14 protein-coding genes are annotated in these 15,487 nt (G+C 52.5%); 3 read left to right on the forward strand and 11 right to left on the reverse strand.

All coding sequences use genetic code 11. The features are described from left to right. Window positions 1–123: 123 nt before the first annotated feature. From AB1L42_RS07655 to AB1L42_RS07675, 5 genes are all read right to left on the reverse strand, one after another. Window positions 124–1,464 carry a glycosyltransferase family 39 protein gene (locus AB1L42_RS07655; protein WP_367053096.1) on the reverse strand — a complete coding sequence of 447 codons (1,341 nt, stop codon included), beginning with the start codon at window positions 1,462–1,464 and terminating at the stop codon, window positions 124–126. Then, entirely contained in the window at window positions 1,442–2,338 is an 897-nt protein-coding gene (locus AB1L42_RS07660) for a HAMP domain-containing sensor histidine kinase (protein ID WP_367053098.1), read from the reverse strand. The genes AB1L42_RS07655 and AB1L42_RS07660 overlap by 23 nt, the downstream gene beginning before the upstream one ends. A gap of 183 nt (window positions 2,339–2,521) precedes the next feature. Next, window positions 2,522–3,007 carry a hypothetical protein gene (locus AB1L42_RS07665; RefSeq protein WP_367053100.1) on the reverse strand — a complete coding sequence of 162 codons (486 nt, stop codon included), beginning with the start codon at window positions 3,005–3,007 and terminating at the stop codon, window positions 2,522–2,524. A gap of 86 nt (window positions 3,008–3,093) precedes the next feature. Next, on the reverse strand, window positions 3,094–3,915 hold the full coding sequence (locus AB1L42_RS07670; protein ID WP_367053102.1) for a hypothetical protein: 822 nt from the start codon (window positions 3,913–3,915) through the stop codon (window positions 3,094–3,096). Next, window positions 3,912–4,574, reverse strand: coding sequence for a MotA/TolQ/ExbB proton channel family protein (locus AB1L42_RS07675; RefSeq protein WP_146510681.1), 663 nt, complete (start codon window positions 4,572–4,574; stop codon window positions 3,912–3,914). Before AB1L42_RS07675 ends, AB1L42_RS07670 begins: the two co-directional genes overlap by 4 nt. Before the next feature lie 471 nt (window positions 4,575–5,045). Between AB1L42_RS07675 and AB1L42_RS07680 the strand changes: the two genes are divergently transcribed. From AB1L42_RS07680 to AB1L42_RS07690, 3 genes are all read left to right on the forward strand, one after another. Then, a complete protein-coding gene (locus AB1L42_RS07680; protein ID WP_367053105.1) occupies window positions 5,046–5,543 on the forward strand; it encodes a TadE/TadG family type IV pilus assembly protein in 498 nt (165 codons plus the stop codon). A gap of 12 nt (window positions 5,544–5,555) precedes the next feature. Beyond that, window positions 5,556–6,041, forward strand: coding sequence for a TadE/TadG family type IV pilus assembly protein (locus AB1L42_RS07685; protein WP_367053107.1), 486 nt, complete (start codon window positions 5,556–5,558; stop codon window positions 6,039–6,041). Window positions 6,042–6,207: 166 nt separating this feature from the next. Continuing rightward, window positions 6,208–8,304 (forward strand): vWA domain-containing protein, encoded by a 2,097-nt coding sequence (locus AB1L42_RS07690; protein ID WP_367053109.1) that lies wholly within the window; start codon window positions 6,208–6,210, stop codon window positions 8,302–8,304. Window positions 8,305–8,468: 164 nt separating this feature from the next. On the opposite strand, the gene AB1L42_RS07695 is transcribed toward AB1L42_RS07690, so the two are convergent. The 6 genes from AB1L42_RS07695 to xerD all read right to left on the reverse strand — a co-directional run bounded on the left by AB1L42_RS07695 (window position 8,469) and on the right by xerD (window position 15,480). After that, window positions 8,469–9,095 carry a hypothetical protein gene (locus AB1L42_RS07695; RefSeq protein ID WP_367053111.1) on the reverse strand — a complete coding sequence of 209 codons (627 nt, stop codon included), beginning with the start codon at window positions 9,093–9,095 and terminating at the stop codon, window positions 8,469–8,471. Between the two features lie 195 nt (window positions 9,096–9,290). Further along, complete coding sequence (recQ, locus tag AB1L42_RS07700; RefSeq protein ID WP_367053113.1) at window positions 9,291–11,507, reverse strand: DNA helicase RecQ; 2,217 nt, start codon at window positions 11,505–11,507, stop codon at window positions 9,291–9,293. A 71-nt stretch (window positions 11,508–11,578) separates the two neighbouring features. Further along, the gene (locus AB1L42_RS07705; protein ID WP_367053114.1) at window positions 11,579–12,361 is read right to left on the reverse strand and encodes a hypothetical protein; all 783 of its coding nucleotides are present in this window, start codon (window positions 12,359–12,361) and stop codon (window positions 11,579–11,581) included. A gap of 50 nt (window positions 12,362–12,411) precedes the next feature. Further along, on the reverse strand, window positions 12,412–12,804 hold the full coding sequence (locus AB1L42_RS07710; protein WP_367053115.1) for a thioredoxin family protein: 393 nt from the start codon (window positions 12,802–12,804) through the stop codon (window positions 12,412–12,414). A gap of 174 nt (window positions 12,805–12,978) precedes the next feature. Then, complete coding sequence (locus AB1L42_RS07715; RefSeq protein WP_367053116.1) at window positions 12,979–14,268, reverse strand: PQQ-binding-like beta-propeller repeat protein; 1,290 nt, start codon at window positions 14,266–14,268, stop codon at window positions 12,979–12,981. A 264-nt stretch (window positions 14,269–14,532) separates the two neighbouring features. Further along, on the reverse strand, window positions 14,533–15,480 hold the full coding sequence (gene xerD / locus AB1L42_RS07720; RefSeq protein WP_367053117.1) for a site-specific tyrosine recombinase XerD: 948 nt from the start codon (window positions 15,478–15,480) through the stop codon (window positions 14,533–14,535). Between the last annotated feature and the right edge of the window lie 7 nt (window positions 15,481–15,487).

Consider the following 15,487-nt stretch of genomic DNA (forward strand, 5'->3'; position numbering starts at 1 on the left):
CCGGGAGCCATTGACTATTCAGCAAATTGCTCTCAGGTGGAATAACTAGAACAATACCACCAGTTTAACGCAGGAACTGCCGGTGAATTGTTGAGGATTGGGCGGGATGCTGCCTACAACACTTCAGTTGAGTTGAGAATGACTCGCCTCGCATGAGTCAGAATCGATTTGAGAAGGATCTGTTTTCGTTGATCGGAGAGACTTCGAACTTGCCACTCCTGCCGCAGAGAGAAGTGCGATTGCCGGCATGACTGGGGCGCGCATTCGAGCATTGCTCCAGTAGATCAGATGCACGCAAGTGAATGCGATGACGAGGCAAAAAACTGGTCCCCACGCGATCCAGGTCTGGGAGCCGGAAAGAAAAATTCGAAGGATGCCGACGGCCATGAGAGTCCAGAGGACTGCGTAATAAACTTGAATCGTTCGCATAAGCGGGGACGGGATGCCTTCCGCAGCTGGGGACATCGGTCCGAGGTTCCAGAATCTGAGGAACCGGAGCATGCACGACTTGAGGAAATCCGTTGGCCTGCGGCGAATTGTTTCCTGAGCCTTCTTAGACATCCAGCGATCGCGTTCGATTTCAGTGCGAAGTCCGAGTCGGTCCATTTCCTGATTGACTTCGTGTGCCCAAACAGCTTGACCGGGACCATGTTGACCATCCCAAACTGTTCCCAGCGGCTGATTCACAACTTCGTCGTAAAAAGCGTCATTGTTGCCAAGCAGAACGGTATAACCTCCATGAGTGGTCATTAGCACCGGACGTCCGAATGCGATCCAGTTTCGAACGACCCATGGGGAGACGACCAGTAAGATTCCAAGCCCGCCGAAGAGAAGCGACCGCGCGGAGCGTTGTTGATTTTTCGAGAGTCGAGATTTCAATTCGGTTGCGCACAACCACAAGGCGATTAACCCTCCGAAGGCCCAAAACGTCGGACGCGTCAATACGGTGATTCCGAATAGAAGACCGGTGAGGAAATTCGACGCGGACGATCTCGCAGTGAAATCCGTGAGGCGAGCAATCAATGTAGCTGCGAGGAATGCCGTCAATGATTCGGTCATCGACAGCGATGTATATCGAACGAGCAGGGGATCGAATCCGAAAACCAAAGAGGCAAATAGCCCGGCCAGCGGATTCAAATTGAGATTCTGGCTCGCTCTCCAAATGAAATAGACACCGCCCACGGCAGTGAGAACGTTGAGAAATCCTCGTCCCCAACCTCCTCCGAAACGTTCGAACGGTGTGATCAACACCGGATAAAACGGTGGGCGGAAAGCGGTCGCCTGATCTGTTCCAGGAGTCGAAAATCCTCTGCCTGCTGCCAGTCCTTCAGCAAGTTGAATGTACGAATCGGGATCGTCCGACAATTCCGCAGATCGAAAAACGACCACCCCCACTCGCACGATGAAACAGAGAATGAGGCAACCGATCAGCCAGAAGGAGCTACGAGAGAGAAGCGGCCGCAACGGACGGGCTCCCTGTCGGTGATTCGGAAGATTCTTGCTTCCCTGCCGACTTCAAGCTGAAGTCAGGGGGAGCAACGGTCGGAAAACGCAGCGAGAATTGAGTCCCATGTCCGACGGCGGTTTCGACACGAATTCGACCTCCGTGTGCTTCCATGACTTCCCGGCACAAAGAGAGTCCCAATCCCGTTCCACCCTGTCCATGCTCATCGGCAGATTTGGTGGTGTAGAAACGTTCGAAGATCCGGGGTAATACGTCAGGAGAAATTCCTGAGCCCTGATCCTTGATCGAAATCTCTGCATACTGATCGTCGACCGACTCAGAAACCTTGATGGTCAATGTCCGCCCGGCAACCATCGCTTGTCGCGCATTCACGATCAGGTTGAGAAGCACCTGTTGGACCTGGCCAGCGTTCACATTGGCGTAGGGGTCCGCGAGATACTGGGTGTCCAGATGAATGCGGTGAACTTTGAGATCTTTCTCAACGAGAATGATGACATCGCGAACGAGTTTGGAAAGATTGTGTGGATCGCGGCGGCTTTCGCTCGAGCGAGAATAGGCCAGCAGACCGGTTGTGATTTTGGCAGCTCGCTGACTGGCGTTTAGGATTCTGTCGAACGCTTTCTCACGTGCCTGATCATCCTTTTGGCGCAGCCCGAGTTTGGAATAGTTGATGATCGTCGTGAGGATGTTATTGAATTCGTGAGTCATCGATGATGCAAGTTCACCGATCGAGCCCATTTTTTGAGATTGAAGCAGTTGTTGACGCAACCCTTCGATTTCCTGTCGTTGCTGTTCAATGACTTCGTGAAGTGATTGGGACGGCATGGAGATTGTCACTTTGGTTAGCTTGAGGGCAGTCCAGACGGACCACATGATGAATCTGGAAAAACAGAGTCCATCGGCAGAATCGGCATCATTCGATAAGAACTTCAAACCGTTCATCGCTGGATCGCGAGTGCAGCGAAAAGTTCGTTCGTCGTCCAGTTCGGGTAACTTGGGGAAGGTTGCCGAGGGAGGTTGTGGTTCATCCAGTCGCTCTACGCGCGGTTAGATTCCTCAATCGACAAAATCGGAAATCTCCTGAATGTCTTCCCGGGGGATGTTCGCCGAAGCCATCGCTGCATGCAGATCGGCAACGGCTCCTTCTTGAGCGTTTTTATAGAACAGGACGCGAAGGCGAATCCCGTCTTCGCTCCCGGAAGCTTTCTTCACAAGCTCGACAACTTCTTCCAGCGAGATCACTTCTCCATCTTGAGGGTTTTCTGGATCGGTGAGTCGATATTTGTCGGCCTGAATCGCCACAGTGATAAACGGCGAGACAGGTGCATTTTCTGAAGAAGGGAGAGAAGAGACCGAGTTGCTCAGGTCGTTGCTGACCGAAACTTGGGAATAGTCGATGGTCGAATCGTCGTCGGAGTTCTCCGTGGCGACTTCGCCCGCTTCATCAGATTGAGTGCCCAGTCCAGGGATTCTCCACAGCTGTCCCAGCAGAAAACCGAGCACGAGAATGACACCAATTCCGCCTGCGTAACGTTTCTTCATCGTTCGTTTCCTTGGATCGACAGACCGGAATGTCATCCCGCCTGATTAAATTGCGTCTGAATTCAGGTTACCCGGAAACTTGTCAGCTATTCAATTCGGAATCCGAGATCGGCGTAATCATATCGGGTTCGGCTGCTGCTCTCGAAATTCATCCTGAGAACAATTTGAGGGAGCGCATCGCGAACACCTTCGGTGGCCCAGCGCTGAGAACGTCGATCGTAAGTGAGCATCATAATCACGAGATCTTTGGGGTCAGGCAGCGTGTGAGCGGTTTCGATGAACTTGTCGATGAACTCCTGCTGAACGAAATCTTTCGAGATGTCGATCGGGATCTGCATTTTCAGAATTTGATCGCCGCTGGAGATCGTCAGAAAGTTATCCGGCGTGACGTGGATGTCCCAGACATCGCATCGTTTTCGGATTTCTTCGTATGAAAGAAGATGCTCGATGACACGGCCGGACTGCTCCACTGCAATCTGACGAAATCTCTCTTTGAGTCGTTCAACTTCGGAAGTCGTTCTGCCAGCAGGTGGTTTTGTGGAGTTGATGGTCTGTTCGACCACCTGTTCCGGAATATCGAACAGCTCGACCAGAAGATCGGTCAAAACATTCTGTTGCTGTTGAGTTGTTTCGAGTTGATCCTGGGCAAGTGCGAGTTGTTGAGATTGATCGCTCAACTCGCCGCGGAGCACGGAGAGTCTTTGAGTTGATTCAGCAAGTTCCGTTTCCGCTGAATTCAAGTCTGCAATTGCCTGATCACGTTCGACCAGCGCTGCAGACGCTTCCTGTTCGACAGCGACTTGCGTTTCCTGAACCTCCATATACTGAGCGAAGATGACGATGAGCAGGAGGTCGAGCAGCGGGGTCAGCTGCAGCGTCATTTTTCGCACTCCCTGAGTCGTCGTCATGCGATCTCCTCAGCTTGCTCAGCGAATGCCAGTTCTCGTTTCACTCTTGCCACTGTCTCGCGGACATGCCGGCGATTTTCAGAAAGCCTCCCAAATGGGGTTTCGAGACAACTGTTGATGAACATCAACAGCATCGCAGCGATCAGCCCGGCAGCGGTCGACCAGATAGCGTCTCCGAACCGGCCGAGAATCAGTCCGACCGTCGCGGTTGATTCGCCAGCCCCTCCGGGATTCGCCTGCAGTGCCGCTCCGATCGCCAGAATCGTCCCCAGGACTCCTGCGAGTGGATACGCTTCAATCATGGTGCGGGCCATGTTGTAGACTGTTTCGAACATCATCGAATTCAGGTAGCGGCGCTTTTCGTCGAGAACTCGCATTCTCTGAAGCAATATCCCGCGATCTGCTTTTCGGTCATCTTCATCGAGAGCTTCGTTCACATCTGAAAGAAACGCATCGATCTGGTCCGAGAGATGAGCTGTCGAATCCAGCAGGCTCTGGTGACTCATGCCTCTCGTGAAATCAAAGAGCGCGGAGGCGATCTTTTTGAGATCTCTTCGTGACCAGATCCACAAGACCAGAAACACAAACAAGTGCACCGCGCAGGTCAGAGCGATGATGAGTGTCGAGAGCGTCGACAGGTATTGGAGAAGTTCGTTCATGAGTCCCTGTGGATCCGGAGTGGTCAACAGCAGTGGTCTCCAGAGTACGCAGAATGAGACATTTCTTGAAGCGCAAGTAATGAGTCAGAGCACTTTGGCAGTTTGAGTGACGAACTGACGTGCTTCATTTCGCCGCAGAGTGAATTCACCGGGCCGAATTTACGGAGGCTGGCATGTTCCTCAATTTCAGTTCAGTCATCACAAAGCTGACGACCAGACGCTCAATGTGGCGAAATCGCTTCATGTTGATCTCGATCAACGGCTTTTTCCAAACTGAAGGCTCAAGTGGGAAGCTCTCACGATTTCGGAAGTGACGTCTGAATTCGAATTTTCTTAGCAATTTCCCCAATACTGAGATTTATTTGCGTTGTGAGCAGAAAACGGCAACTCGTGCAAAATGCGTGATCTAAGTTGCAGCAGTGTGTGGGCAAGCAAATGCAATTGAATTGCGCAAGTTGAAAGAGAAGAGATATGATATCCCTCACCAAGTGGCGGGCTGAGAGGAAGGATCGGGCTGGCAGTGAACGGAACTCTGGGGTGGTACTTGTCGAATTTGCTCTCGTCTGCTCGCTCTTCGCGGTCTTTCTGGCAGCGATTGTGGAGTTCGGCCATGTGTATATGGTCATCAACATTCTGAATGCGTCTGCGAAGCGTTCAGCTCGATACGGGGCAGTGGAGGGCATCACCAGTGCTCAGGTTGCTTCAAAAGTGAACACCATTCTCAGTTCAACAATTTCCCCAGCTCAAGCCACAACGAAAGTGCTCGACGGGAACTGCTTCGATGATCCGGATTTTGACTTCGATACGTTTGATCCGGACGCTCTTGAACAAGTTGAATTGACCGATCTCGATCGCCGAGAGCTGTTCGTTGTGCGTGTCACTGTTCCCTATGACCAGGTGGCCATTATGCCGCCGTTTTGGGTCAAGGGAGTCGTCTTGGTCGGCCAATCTGTGATGCGTCACGAGTAAGGAGTAATTCGAATGAGAATTTCTTTAAAACGGTTCAAATCGGCATGCCAGTCAAATCGGCGTGCGGTGGCAGCGGTTGAATTCGCAATCGTCGCTCCGATTTTCATGTCGATTGCTCTCGGTGTGATGGAGATGGGACGTGCGCTCGATGTCTCCACCAATCTGACAGGGGCTGTTCGCGAAGCGGGTCGTTTCGCAGCCATGCACAGGAATGGAATTGTTCCTCAGGGAATGACGACGAACCAAAAAGTCATTTTGGACATTCGCAACGTGCTGAAAGCGAATGGGGTCAATGGCGATGCCGCTGCAATCACGATTACGCATGCTGAAGGCCCCAATCAGGGGCAGACGTTCGATCTTGATTCCTCAGACAACTACATGCAGTACTTCAATATCAGCATCACCATCGCTTATCAGGAGGTCAGCGGTTTTCCCCTCAAATTTATGCACGGACAGTCATTGCGTTCGTCAATCATTTTCCGACTCGGATTGAAGTAGTCGAAAGTTTGAGAGCTGAATTTCAATACGCGTGAGATGGATCACTCGGAACGTTGTTTGGTTCTCATTCGGTTGGCTCATTGCTCGATGAGGTCGCGGATCCACTTACCAGTTTGTTCCAGGATGTGAATTCATGAGAGTGAAACAGAAAAGATGGTGGTCAAGGATGGCGTACATATCTCAGGAGTTAAGAGAGCGCAGAGGAGCGTTTTTAATCCTCTCGGCAGTGGTGCTCGTTGGGTGTTTGACAATTGTATCGCTGGCAGTCGATATCGGGTTCTTGAACCTGACCAAGCAACGGATGCAGAATGCCGTCGATGCCGCCGCGTTGGCAGCGTCTCTCGAGATTACTAATGCCATTAACAATGCACCTCTCGATACTCTGGATGTGACCGGCTACGCACTTGCCCAAGCACGTCTTGAAGCAGCGCGTGTTGCCCAACTGAATGGAGTGTTTGTTGACCCCGATGCCGATGTGACATTCGGCAAGCGGACGTACGACGACCTGACCGGGAAGTACAGTGTTCAGTGGAACGCTTCTCCTTCGAATGTCGTGAAGGTTGTGGCTCGACGCGACAATGACGATGTTGAGAGACCAGACGGCAAGCTGCAGCTCTTCTTCTCCGGAGTCACCGGAGATCGACGGGCTGTCGTCCGAACAGATGCCATCGCCTATGTTGAATCGCGTGACATTGTTGTGGTTCACGACTTTTCCCGCTCGATGAACTTCGATAGCTATTTCAATGATGAGTCGAACTACCACCTCGCGGATGCCGAGGTCATCGCGAACCTCTCGAAAGTCTGGACCGATCTGCAGATGCCCAACACCGGCAATCTCACGTTCACTCCTGAGTATCTGACGGTGACAAACAGTTCAGACGGTATCACTGCCTCTGTCGAGTTTCAGTACGATGACCTCCGAGTCACAAGTGGCGCAGATATTCAGCAGGTGCAGGTGCGTTATACAAATGGAAGTTCCCACACCTTCACGGGACTCAGCGGAAACGATGTCAATATCAACGGAAACCGAGATATTGAGACTGCCTGGGTGACGCTCAACGCATCGGGAGAATCCGACCCAGTGACTGTCACGGAATCGGGAGTCGATGTTGAGTTTTCCGGTGATCGTTTGACAGCCACGATTAACTCACCGTATCGAGTCCGAGAAGTCTACGTTGGATTCACAAACGGCGGAGACGACTACGAAAGTCACGGAAGCTACGGGCCATACAACTATACGTATGAAGCCGACGCTCCGATTGACTATATGTATCTCGAACTTCTTGATGGACGTTCGTTCTGGTACTACTTCGATGCTCCTGATGGAGCTGGAACTGTGACCATCCGATTCGATGACACAGACTCTGCTGTGAAAGATTACTTCAATCTCACTCAGTCCTATCCATATCAGGCTGGGAGCTGGAATGGATATATTGACCACGTTCGAACTTATGGAGAGTTCAGAAACCGTGGCTATCGAGAAAAGTACGGCGGACTCACTCTGATCAACTACATTCTGAAGTACTACTCAAGTTACGATGAAACGAAGGATCTCTGGAAGACCCGGCACTATCCGTTCCACGCCATTAAAGAAGGGCACTTCCTGTTCTGTGATTATCTCGCAGATCTCGGATTCGACGACCACATCGGAATGGTCAGCTACGACACAAATCACCGAATGGAAATGGTGGTGAATGAGCCTGATCCGCTCATCCCGTATGTGGATGTTCGAGATGAGCCGATCACAGATGACTACCTCTCGATTAAAGATTTGATGCGTTACAAGCAGGCGTCCCACTACTCCAATTCCACGAACATGGGTGGCGGGTTGAAAGATGGAACGCTGATGGTGAACACGTATAGTCGGCCTGGGTCGAAGAAAACGATCCTGCTTATGACCGACGGAAATACGAACACCATGGATTCCGGCGAGAGCACAAGTCTTCCGTATGGTTGGAGCTGGAACCAGCTTCTGGACTACGACAACGACGGAAGCGCGGACTACACCACCAACAGTGGTCATAAGCGGTACGTGTTGCGTCTCGCATATGAGGCTCAACAGGCTGGGATCATGATTCACACGATGAGCGTGGGGGTCGATGCTGACCGTGACCTGATGGAAGCCATCGCCCATATAGGCGGCGGCCATCACATCATCGTTCCCGGAGGAGCCAGTGTTTCTGACATGGAAGCACAAGTGAATGCCGGCTTCCATCGCATTGCTTCGTTCGTTCCACCAGCGACTTTGCTTCCTGAGGAATAACGAAGAGTTCACTGAGAAAGTGGATCAGATTGACGATCGACGTGGCGAGCGAAACAACGCTCGCCACGTCTTTTTTTATTGACTGAAGTTCCAAGCGAGACCGTCTCAATCGTTTTGCTGTCGTTGCGCGCCTGATGGATTCTCGGACGGTGCCTCAATTCAGGCTACTCTTCATCTTCGTCTTCGGCCAGCGGAGTTAGAATGACGTCGAGACCGATGACAGTTGTTTTGATCTGCCATTCATTTCGGTGCCAATCCTTGATGATTCTTTTGGCTTCCAGGCGATCGAGTGTTTGCTGCACGTAGAGAGGAGCCATGTCTTCGAATTCCTGGAGGAGGTCGAGTTTCCGGCCGACCAGGCTGATCATTCCGCTGAGGGGAGCTTTTCCATGTTTGGTGATCCACTCTTTCCCTTCCGGTGAGGCAGCATCCGGGCCCGCGAGTGTTAACCGGAAGGAGCGGATGGCTTTTCCGAACGAGGCGAAAATTCCATCTCCGAGACCGATGTAGTCTTTGTGGATGATGTGCAGTTGGCCTTTGCGAACGCGGGCCACCTTGTAAACCCAGTCCAGGTCGGTCTCAATGAAGTCCATCTTCAAAGCAACGTTGATGGCTTTCGCGAGGTTTCTGAGGGCGATGGCAGGCTTTGTCGTTCGCGGAGAAATCGAAAGCTGAAGGTCGCTGATGCCGCCCGCTTTCCGAGCTGTGATCACTTCAGAACTGCCCGAAGCTGGAAGCCCAATCGAGAAGTCCATGTCATCTTGTTCGGATTTCGCTGCTTTTTTCGCCATGTTGCCTGCCTTGTTCACGGGCTGAGCCTGAATCAGATATTCCAACACCGACTGAAAACGATACCGTATCGGATCTTTCCCGGACAATGACCGCCAGCACGGTCGTTCTGCAAATTGGTTTCGCAATGCTACGCGAGTAAGGCGCGCGTCAATCACTTGAAGCGATTCGAGAAGGACATCGGCATTCGTTCAAACTCAATCCGACATTTTGTTGCGGTAACATTCGACGACGATTCGCAGCGTCGTGTAGTCGATCTCTTCTTCAAAGTGTTCGAAGAGAACTTTCAAGCGGGGCGACTTGAGTTCCTCGAGTGCAGCTTCGACTGTGTTGATGATTTCGGGACTCACCCAGGGAGCGGCATCGGTCGTCTTTTTTGAGCGTAGATAGTCGATGAGGTATTTCTCGACAGTCGATGGTTGGCGACCCAGTTCCTCGCAAACCTCCTCGATCGTTTTCCCCTCATCGAAGAGCGGGAAGACTCGCAAACTCGCCTGTGAAATCGGTCGACGAGGCGATTCGGACTTTTGACTGTCATCGGAGTCGTCGGTTGCAACAGAAGAAGACTTTGCCTGTTCCAGTGAGTCGCGAATCAAGTTCAAGAACTCTTCACCGTATTGCTCGCACTTCTTGGTGCCAACGCCTGAGACTTCGAGAAATTCCTGTTCGGTCGTCGGCAGCTTCAATGCCATGTCCTGCAGAGCAGCATCCCCGAAGATGAGATACGGAGCGACAGATTTTTCGCGAGCGATGCGAGTTCGAAGGATACGGAGTTCCTCGAACAGGTCCGCTGCATGTGCTGGTACTGCTGGCTTAGATGGGGACTTTCGAGACGCAGACTGAGAGCGTTTTGGTGCAGGCTTCGAGAGTCGAGGCTCAACTTCTCCTCTCAACAATTTCCCGCCCCGCTCGGTGATCTTCAGGATTCCGAACTCTCCCGATGCTGCGAGAAAACCCTGACTGACAAGCTGGCCAATCCAGGCTTTGATGGTCTCTTGGGATTTGTTCCGGAGAAGTCCGAATGTTGTCAATTCATCATGTGCATTTTGGCGAATACGGTCATCAGACCGGCCCTGCAACACGCGAATCGTATAGCTCGTGGCGTATTGTTCTCCCTGCCGATAAATCGACGAGAGAATCATCTGCGAGTAGCGAAGCGAGTCCGGTTCGAAGTCGCGTCCGTCTGTGCAGTGGTCGCAGGCAGTTGAGCAATCCTCGGGTAGTTCTTGTCCGAAGTGTTGCACCAGGCTTCGGTGTCGACAGTCGAGGGAATGGCAGAAATCGACGACTGTCTGCAGCGACTCCAGAGAGGCTTGTTGCAGATTCGGCGGCTGGTCGCTGAAGATGCGTTTCCAGGTTCGGGCGTCGTTGCCTCCGAAAAAGAGATGACATTCCGAGTTCAATCCGTCACGGCCAGCCCGACCGGTTTCCTGTTGATAATTCTCAAGAGTCTTCGGAATTCCAATATGGATCACGAAGCGGACGTCAGGCTTGTCGATCCCCATTCCGAAGGCGACAGTCGCGACGATGATCTGAATTTCATCTTTGATGAACGCTTCCTGATTTGCCTGCCGTTCCACATCGTCCATGCCTGCATGATAGGCCGCAGCACGATACCCCAGAGTCTGAAGCTGGTCGGTGACACGTTCGACTTCTTTGCGGCTGATGCAGTAGATGACTCCCGCCCTCGATGGGAATTTATCAATCACCGCCTGAACCTGTTCCAGCAGATTGTCTCGCTGGGCGATCCGATAGAAGAGATTCGGTCGGTCAAAATGGCCAATCAGAACTTCTGGTTCGTGAAGACCCAGTTGTTCAATGATGTCGGTGCGAACCCGATTCGTGGCTGTGGCTGTGTAGCCATGAAAACTGATTTCCGGAAACCATTCGCGAAGCGACCTCAGTTCTCGATAGTGAGGGCGGAAATCGTGTCCCCACTGACTGACACAATGGGCTTCGTCGACGGCGACAAACGACGGGTTTCCTGATTCAATCAACCGCGTTAGTTGGCCGCGAGCCTGAATGCGTTCTGGGGCGAGATACAGCAGTTTGATCTCTCCCCCTTTGATCTGATCGGCGATCTCCCACTTTTCCTGAGCTGTGAGTGTGCTGTTGATAAAAGCAGCGGAAATCCCATTCTCTCTGAGTGAATCGACCTGATCTTTCATGAGTGAGATCAATGGAGAAATGACAATGGCCATTCCGTCGCGGCACATCGCTGGGGCTTGATAGCAGAGCGACTTCCCTCCGCCGGTTGGAAGCACAACCAGCGAGTCACGGTCTGCCAGGACCGATTGCATCGCGGGCAGCTGCAACTCGTGGAAGGAATCGTATCCCCAATAATCCTGCAGAACTTTCGCGAGCTGTTTGCGATAATGCTGTGCTTGATCAGGTTTCGCTGCTGCGCGAGTCATCCGTGTCGCCTTGGGAACTTCCGAGAGTTTCTGTCTTCCGAGCCATCAATAAAGTGCTGGGCTCGAAATCATCATGTTTCGTTAATTGTTTGATTGTTGTTGACCTGTCCGCTCCCGAATTCTCTGGCCCATTGAGATGAGTCTCCCTGAACGACTCGAAGTCTTCTCACGACATCTGGATCTCTGAGGATTCGATCGGTCATCTCTTCTCCGAGGATGGAATTCTCAATCGCTGTTGTCAGGCGGGCTGCCAACATCGCGCGTCCGAATTGCTGCTCGCGCAGGAGTGGGTCAACCGCTTCATCATAGCTGTCGGTCGCGAACATTTGATGGGGCGGGGCAATTTTTTCCAGAAGTTCCGTCGTCCAGGTCGCTGGGTCGCTGCTGCCGTAGGGACTTGGACCCAGAACTGTGCGAAGAGCACGATTCCTTCGATCGAGCCAATTGAGAAGCGGCCAGACGAGACAGGAAATGACAACGATCAGTGCACTGATCGCGAGGAGTGTCAGCGTCTCTTGATTCCATTTGCGAAGGCCCTCGTAGAGTTCCATCGTGAGGAAGAGGAAGGCTCCGGTGCCACACAGAGCCGGAATGACAGCCCATCGGCGAAGAAACGCAGAGATAACGAGATCCGCAGACCACTGGATGGGGAGTTGTAAATAATTGAAAGATTGTCCTGGCGACGACTTTCTGAAAACGTGAATGGCCTTCAGTGGAAGCACCGGAAGATAGGCGATGCAAAAGCATTCCACAGCATCAAAGTCTGTCGTCTTCCCCGAAGTCGAGTCCTGCCAAGAAAGGTGTCCCCGAGCGTCGCAGATTGCCGTTCCGAATCCATGAACTGTTGTTGGCATTTTTCACATTCGAAATCGACGCTCGAAGACTGGCGATCTTCGTAGATTGGTCACAGGTATGGGGCGACCCAGTCACTCAATTCTTGTTGGGAAGCGTATCCTGTTCGTGAACGTTTGACTCGACCATGATCAAAGAGGATGACGCGAGGAATCCCCGAAACTCCATAATGTTCGGCCAGATGCGGCTTTTCATCGACATTGATTTTGACGACGTGCAGCTTTCCTGAGTAACGGGATTTCAGCCGGGCAAGTTCGGGGTCCATGGCGACACAGGGCGGACACCAGTCAGCACCAAACTTGACGAGGACGGGTTCGTCTTGCTCGACGACGCGTGCTTGAAACCAGTAATCATCCGGCGGAGACATCATCGCATTCCGAAGTGGAATGAATGCGAGAGCCAACATAAATCCAGCGATTGCGATTAACGGTTTGACTGTGTCCATTGTGTGATGCCCGTGAACGAGGTTGGGTGATGGATTCGCCTCAACCTACGGTTCACAGGCAACGCAGGATCACGTTAATGAACAGTCATTCTGTGTCGACTGGAAATCGCAGAGAACCTCTTCCGGTTTTGACAATTCTTCGGATTGCGACTCCCGGCGGGGTCTTCGAATCGCTCAGTTTTTGACCACTTTCTTGGCCGCGTCACCGATGCAGTAGAGATGATCGAACGTCCGAATCAGGATTTGACCATCTGTGAAGACGGGCGTCGAAACGATGAACTCGTCACTGCCAAGTTCGTTGGTCGCGATGATCTTCTTGCGATCGGTATCGACGACAAACGTCACAGCATCCTCACGGACCAGATACAACCGGTTGCCGGCGAGGATTGGGGAAGAACTGAATTTGAGGCGATTCTTTGGAGTTTCGACCTTCCAGAGTTCCTCGCCTGATTCCGCGTCAATGCATCCGACTTCCCCTTTGTCTGTACAGAGAAAGACTTTGCCGTCGATCGCAGCTGGGGTGGGGACGTCAGACGAAAAGTCTTTCTTCGTCCAAAGGACGTGTGATTGTGTCACGTTACCGCTGCCACCCATACGGATTGCGGTCAGTGTGGCTCCTCGAGCATATGGAGCGATGACGATTCCGTTGGTGATCACTGGCGATGCAATGGAGCGGAAGAAGCGTTCCTGATCGGGGTTCAATGTTCCGACACGCCACAGCTCTTTGCCGTTTTGCGCAGAGTGGCAGGTAACGAAGTCGGCTCCGAGAACCACGATCTGCTCTTGTCCCTCGTATTCTGTCACGACAGGTGTCGAGTAGCTTTGAGCGGCTTCTTCAGGAGCACCCAGTTCACGATCGACTTTCCAGACTTCCTCACCAGTCTCTTTGTCAAATGCAGCGAGATAAGAAGGGGAGGGCGGACTCTGCATGCACGCGATGACGACATGGTCCTTGGTGAGAACAGGCGAGGTTCCAAGGTCCCACCAGAGAGTGTCTTCACCGTAGGCAGCTTGAAGGTTTTTCTGCCAGATGATCTCTCCTTCCAGATTGAGAGCAGCGAAGTCACCGTTCTTGTAATAGACGAAAACATATTCTCCATCGGTGACAGGAGAGGGGTTGCTGGCACTGGCTTTCTTGTGTTTGCCAGCTTTGGCTTCCCCGAGCGTTTGTTGCCAAACGGTTTCACCCTGGCGGTTCAAGCAGAGCAGCCCGTTTTTCTCGTCGATCGTACAGGAGACGAAGATCTTGTCTCCCAGCACGATTGGAGTGGAACCACTTCGGCTCGGCAGGCTGATGCTCCAGGCGAGGTTTTTGTCGTCGGACCATTCGACAGCGTAATTCCCGCTCTCGACGGTCCCATCAATTCCGGGGCCACGCCAGTTTGTCCAGTCTCCTGCAATCACTGCAGTGCTGAGCAATATGGGGAATGCAAATAGAGAGAGAGCTATTGAAGGTGTTCGCATGGAAACTCCGGGAGTCAATCTGTCGGTCAAAATGATCTTCAGTGGAACAGATCAACAATTATGATTGAGTCAGCCGCAATTGAAAAGGTGAGCGGGGCTGTGGATTCTCAATCTTCAGGGCCCGAATCAGAAAGTGTCCCTGTCAGCATCGCGAAATCTGGCGAGAACGTTCTCAAATATGGTTTACACGGACTCGCACGAGCAAACTCGAGTCTCGGATGAGTGAGACCGCATAAGCGAGTGCACAGGACGGAGCAACTTGCTCTATCCGCGTGGGTGGCACTTGGTGTGAATGGACTTAAGACGACTGTGTTCCACTTGGGTGTAGATTTGAGTCGTTCGGATGCTGGCATGGCCAAGCATTTCCTGAAGTGCCCGAATCTCTGCTCCACCAGCGAGCATGTGAGTTGCGAAGCTGTGACGAAGCGTGTGCGGGCTGATCTTGTCGCTGCACCCGATTCGTTTCGCGTACTTCTTCACGACGTGCCAGATCATTATCCGTGTTACTCCCCGTCCGGTGCGGGTGACGAACAGGTCGTCAGCATCGCGTCGACGGATCAGCTGCGGGCGCTCTTTGTCGAGGTAGTCGTCCAGCGCCTTGCGGGCGATCGGATTCAAATTGACAATGCGTTCTTTGTTTCCCTTGCCGAGGCAGCGGCAGTAGTTTTCCTCGAGTCTCAGGTCTCGCAGTTGCATCCCCGCAACTTCGGATGCCCGACAGCCGGTCGCGTAGAGAACGGTGAGAATGGCCCGGTCGCGTTTGGGAAAGCTGTCTTCCCACGAAGGTGCGTCGAGAAGCCGATCGACCATTTCCGGGCTGAGGACTGTCGGAAGGTATTGCCAGAGCTTCGGCGAAGACATCAGGTCAACGGTGCTCTCAGCGACGACTCCTTCCAGAACGAGATAACGGAAGAACATCTTGATCGCGACGAGTCGGCGAGAGATGGTCGTTGGCTTCAGATTGCGTTCGTGAAGTGCTTGCAGAAATTGCGAGAGGGCATTGAGGTCGACATCGAGGACGGACCCAACATGCGAGTTGTTCATCCAGGTGACGAACTGCTCGATGTCATTCTTGTACGCCTTCACCGTGTTCATCGACATTCCGCATTCAGCCTGCAGATACGAGAGAAACGCATCGACAAACTGAGACGGATGAAGATGATGCTCCACCGAACTCGGTGCAGATTGCTGGGGACGGCGACGAGGAGGCATAACGAAT

Source organism: Thalassoglobus sp. JC818 (assembly GCF_040717535.1).
Lineage (GTDB): Bacteria > Planctomycetota > Planctomycetia > Planctomycetales > Planctomycetaceae > Thalassoglobus.

Coding starts and splice junctions, on each gene's coding strand:
- AB1L42_RS07685 (WP_367053107.1), top strand. CDS start 5,556: ATGAGAATTTCTTTAAAACGGTTCAAATCGGCATGCCAGTCAAATCGG.
- xerD (WP_367053117.1), bottom strand. CDS start 15,480: ATGCCTCCTCGTCGCCGTCCCCAGCAATCTGCACCGAGTTCGGTGGAG.
- AB1L42_RS07680 (WP_367053105.1), top strand. CDS start 5,046: ATGATATCCCTCACCAAGTGGCGGGCTGAGAGGAAGGATCGGGCTGGC.
- recQ (WP_367053113.1), bottom strand. CDS start 11,507: ATGACTCGCGCAGCAGCGAAACCTGATCAAGCACAGCATTATCGCAAA.
- AB1L42_RS07710 (WP_367053115.1), bottom strand. CDS start 12,804: ATGGACACAGTCAAACCGTTAATCGCAATCGCTGGATTTATGTTGGCT.
- AB1L42_RS07675 (WP_146510681.1), bottom strand. CDS start 4,574: ATGAACGAACTTCTCCAATACCTGTCGACGCTCTCGACACTCATCATC.
- AB1L42_RS07665 (WP_367053100.1), bottom strand. CDS start 3,007: ATGAAGAAACGTTACGCAGGCGGAATTGGTGTCATTCTCGTGCTCGGT.
- AB1L42_RS07660 (WP_367053098.1), bottom strand. CDS start 2,338: ATGTGGTCCGTCTGGACTGCCCTCAAGCTAACCAAAGTGACAATCTCC.
- AB1L42_RS07670 (WP_367053102.1), bottom strand. CDS start 3,915: ATGACGACGACTCAGGGAGTGCGAAAAATGACGCTGCAGCTGACCCCG.
- AB1L42_RS07705 (WP_367053114.1), bottom strand. CDS start 12,361: ATGCCAACAACAGTTCATGGATTCGGAACGGCAATCTGCGACGCTCGG.
- AB1L42_RS07690 (WP_367053109.1), top strand. CDS start 6,208: ATGGCGTACATATCTCAGGAGTTAAGAGAGCGCAGAGGAGCGTTTTTA.
- AB1L42_RS07715 (WP_367053116.1), bottom strand. CDS start 14,268: ATGCGAACACCTTCAATAGCTCTCTCTCTATTTGCATTCCCCATATTG.
- AB1L42_RS07695 (WP_367053111.1), bottom strand. CDS start 9,095: ATGGCGAAAAAAGCAGCGAAATCCGAACAAGATGACATGGACTTCTCG.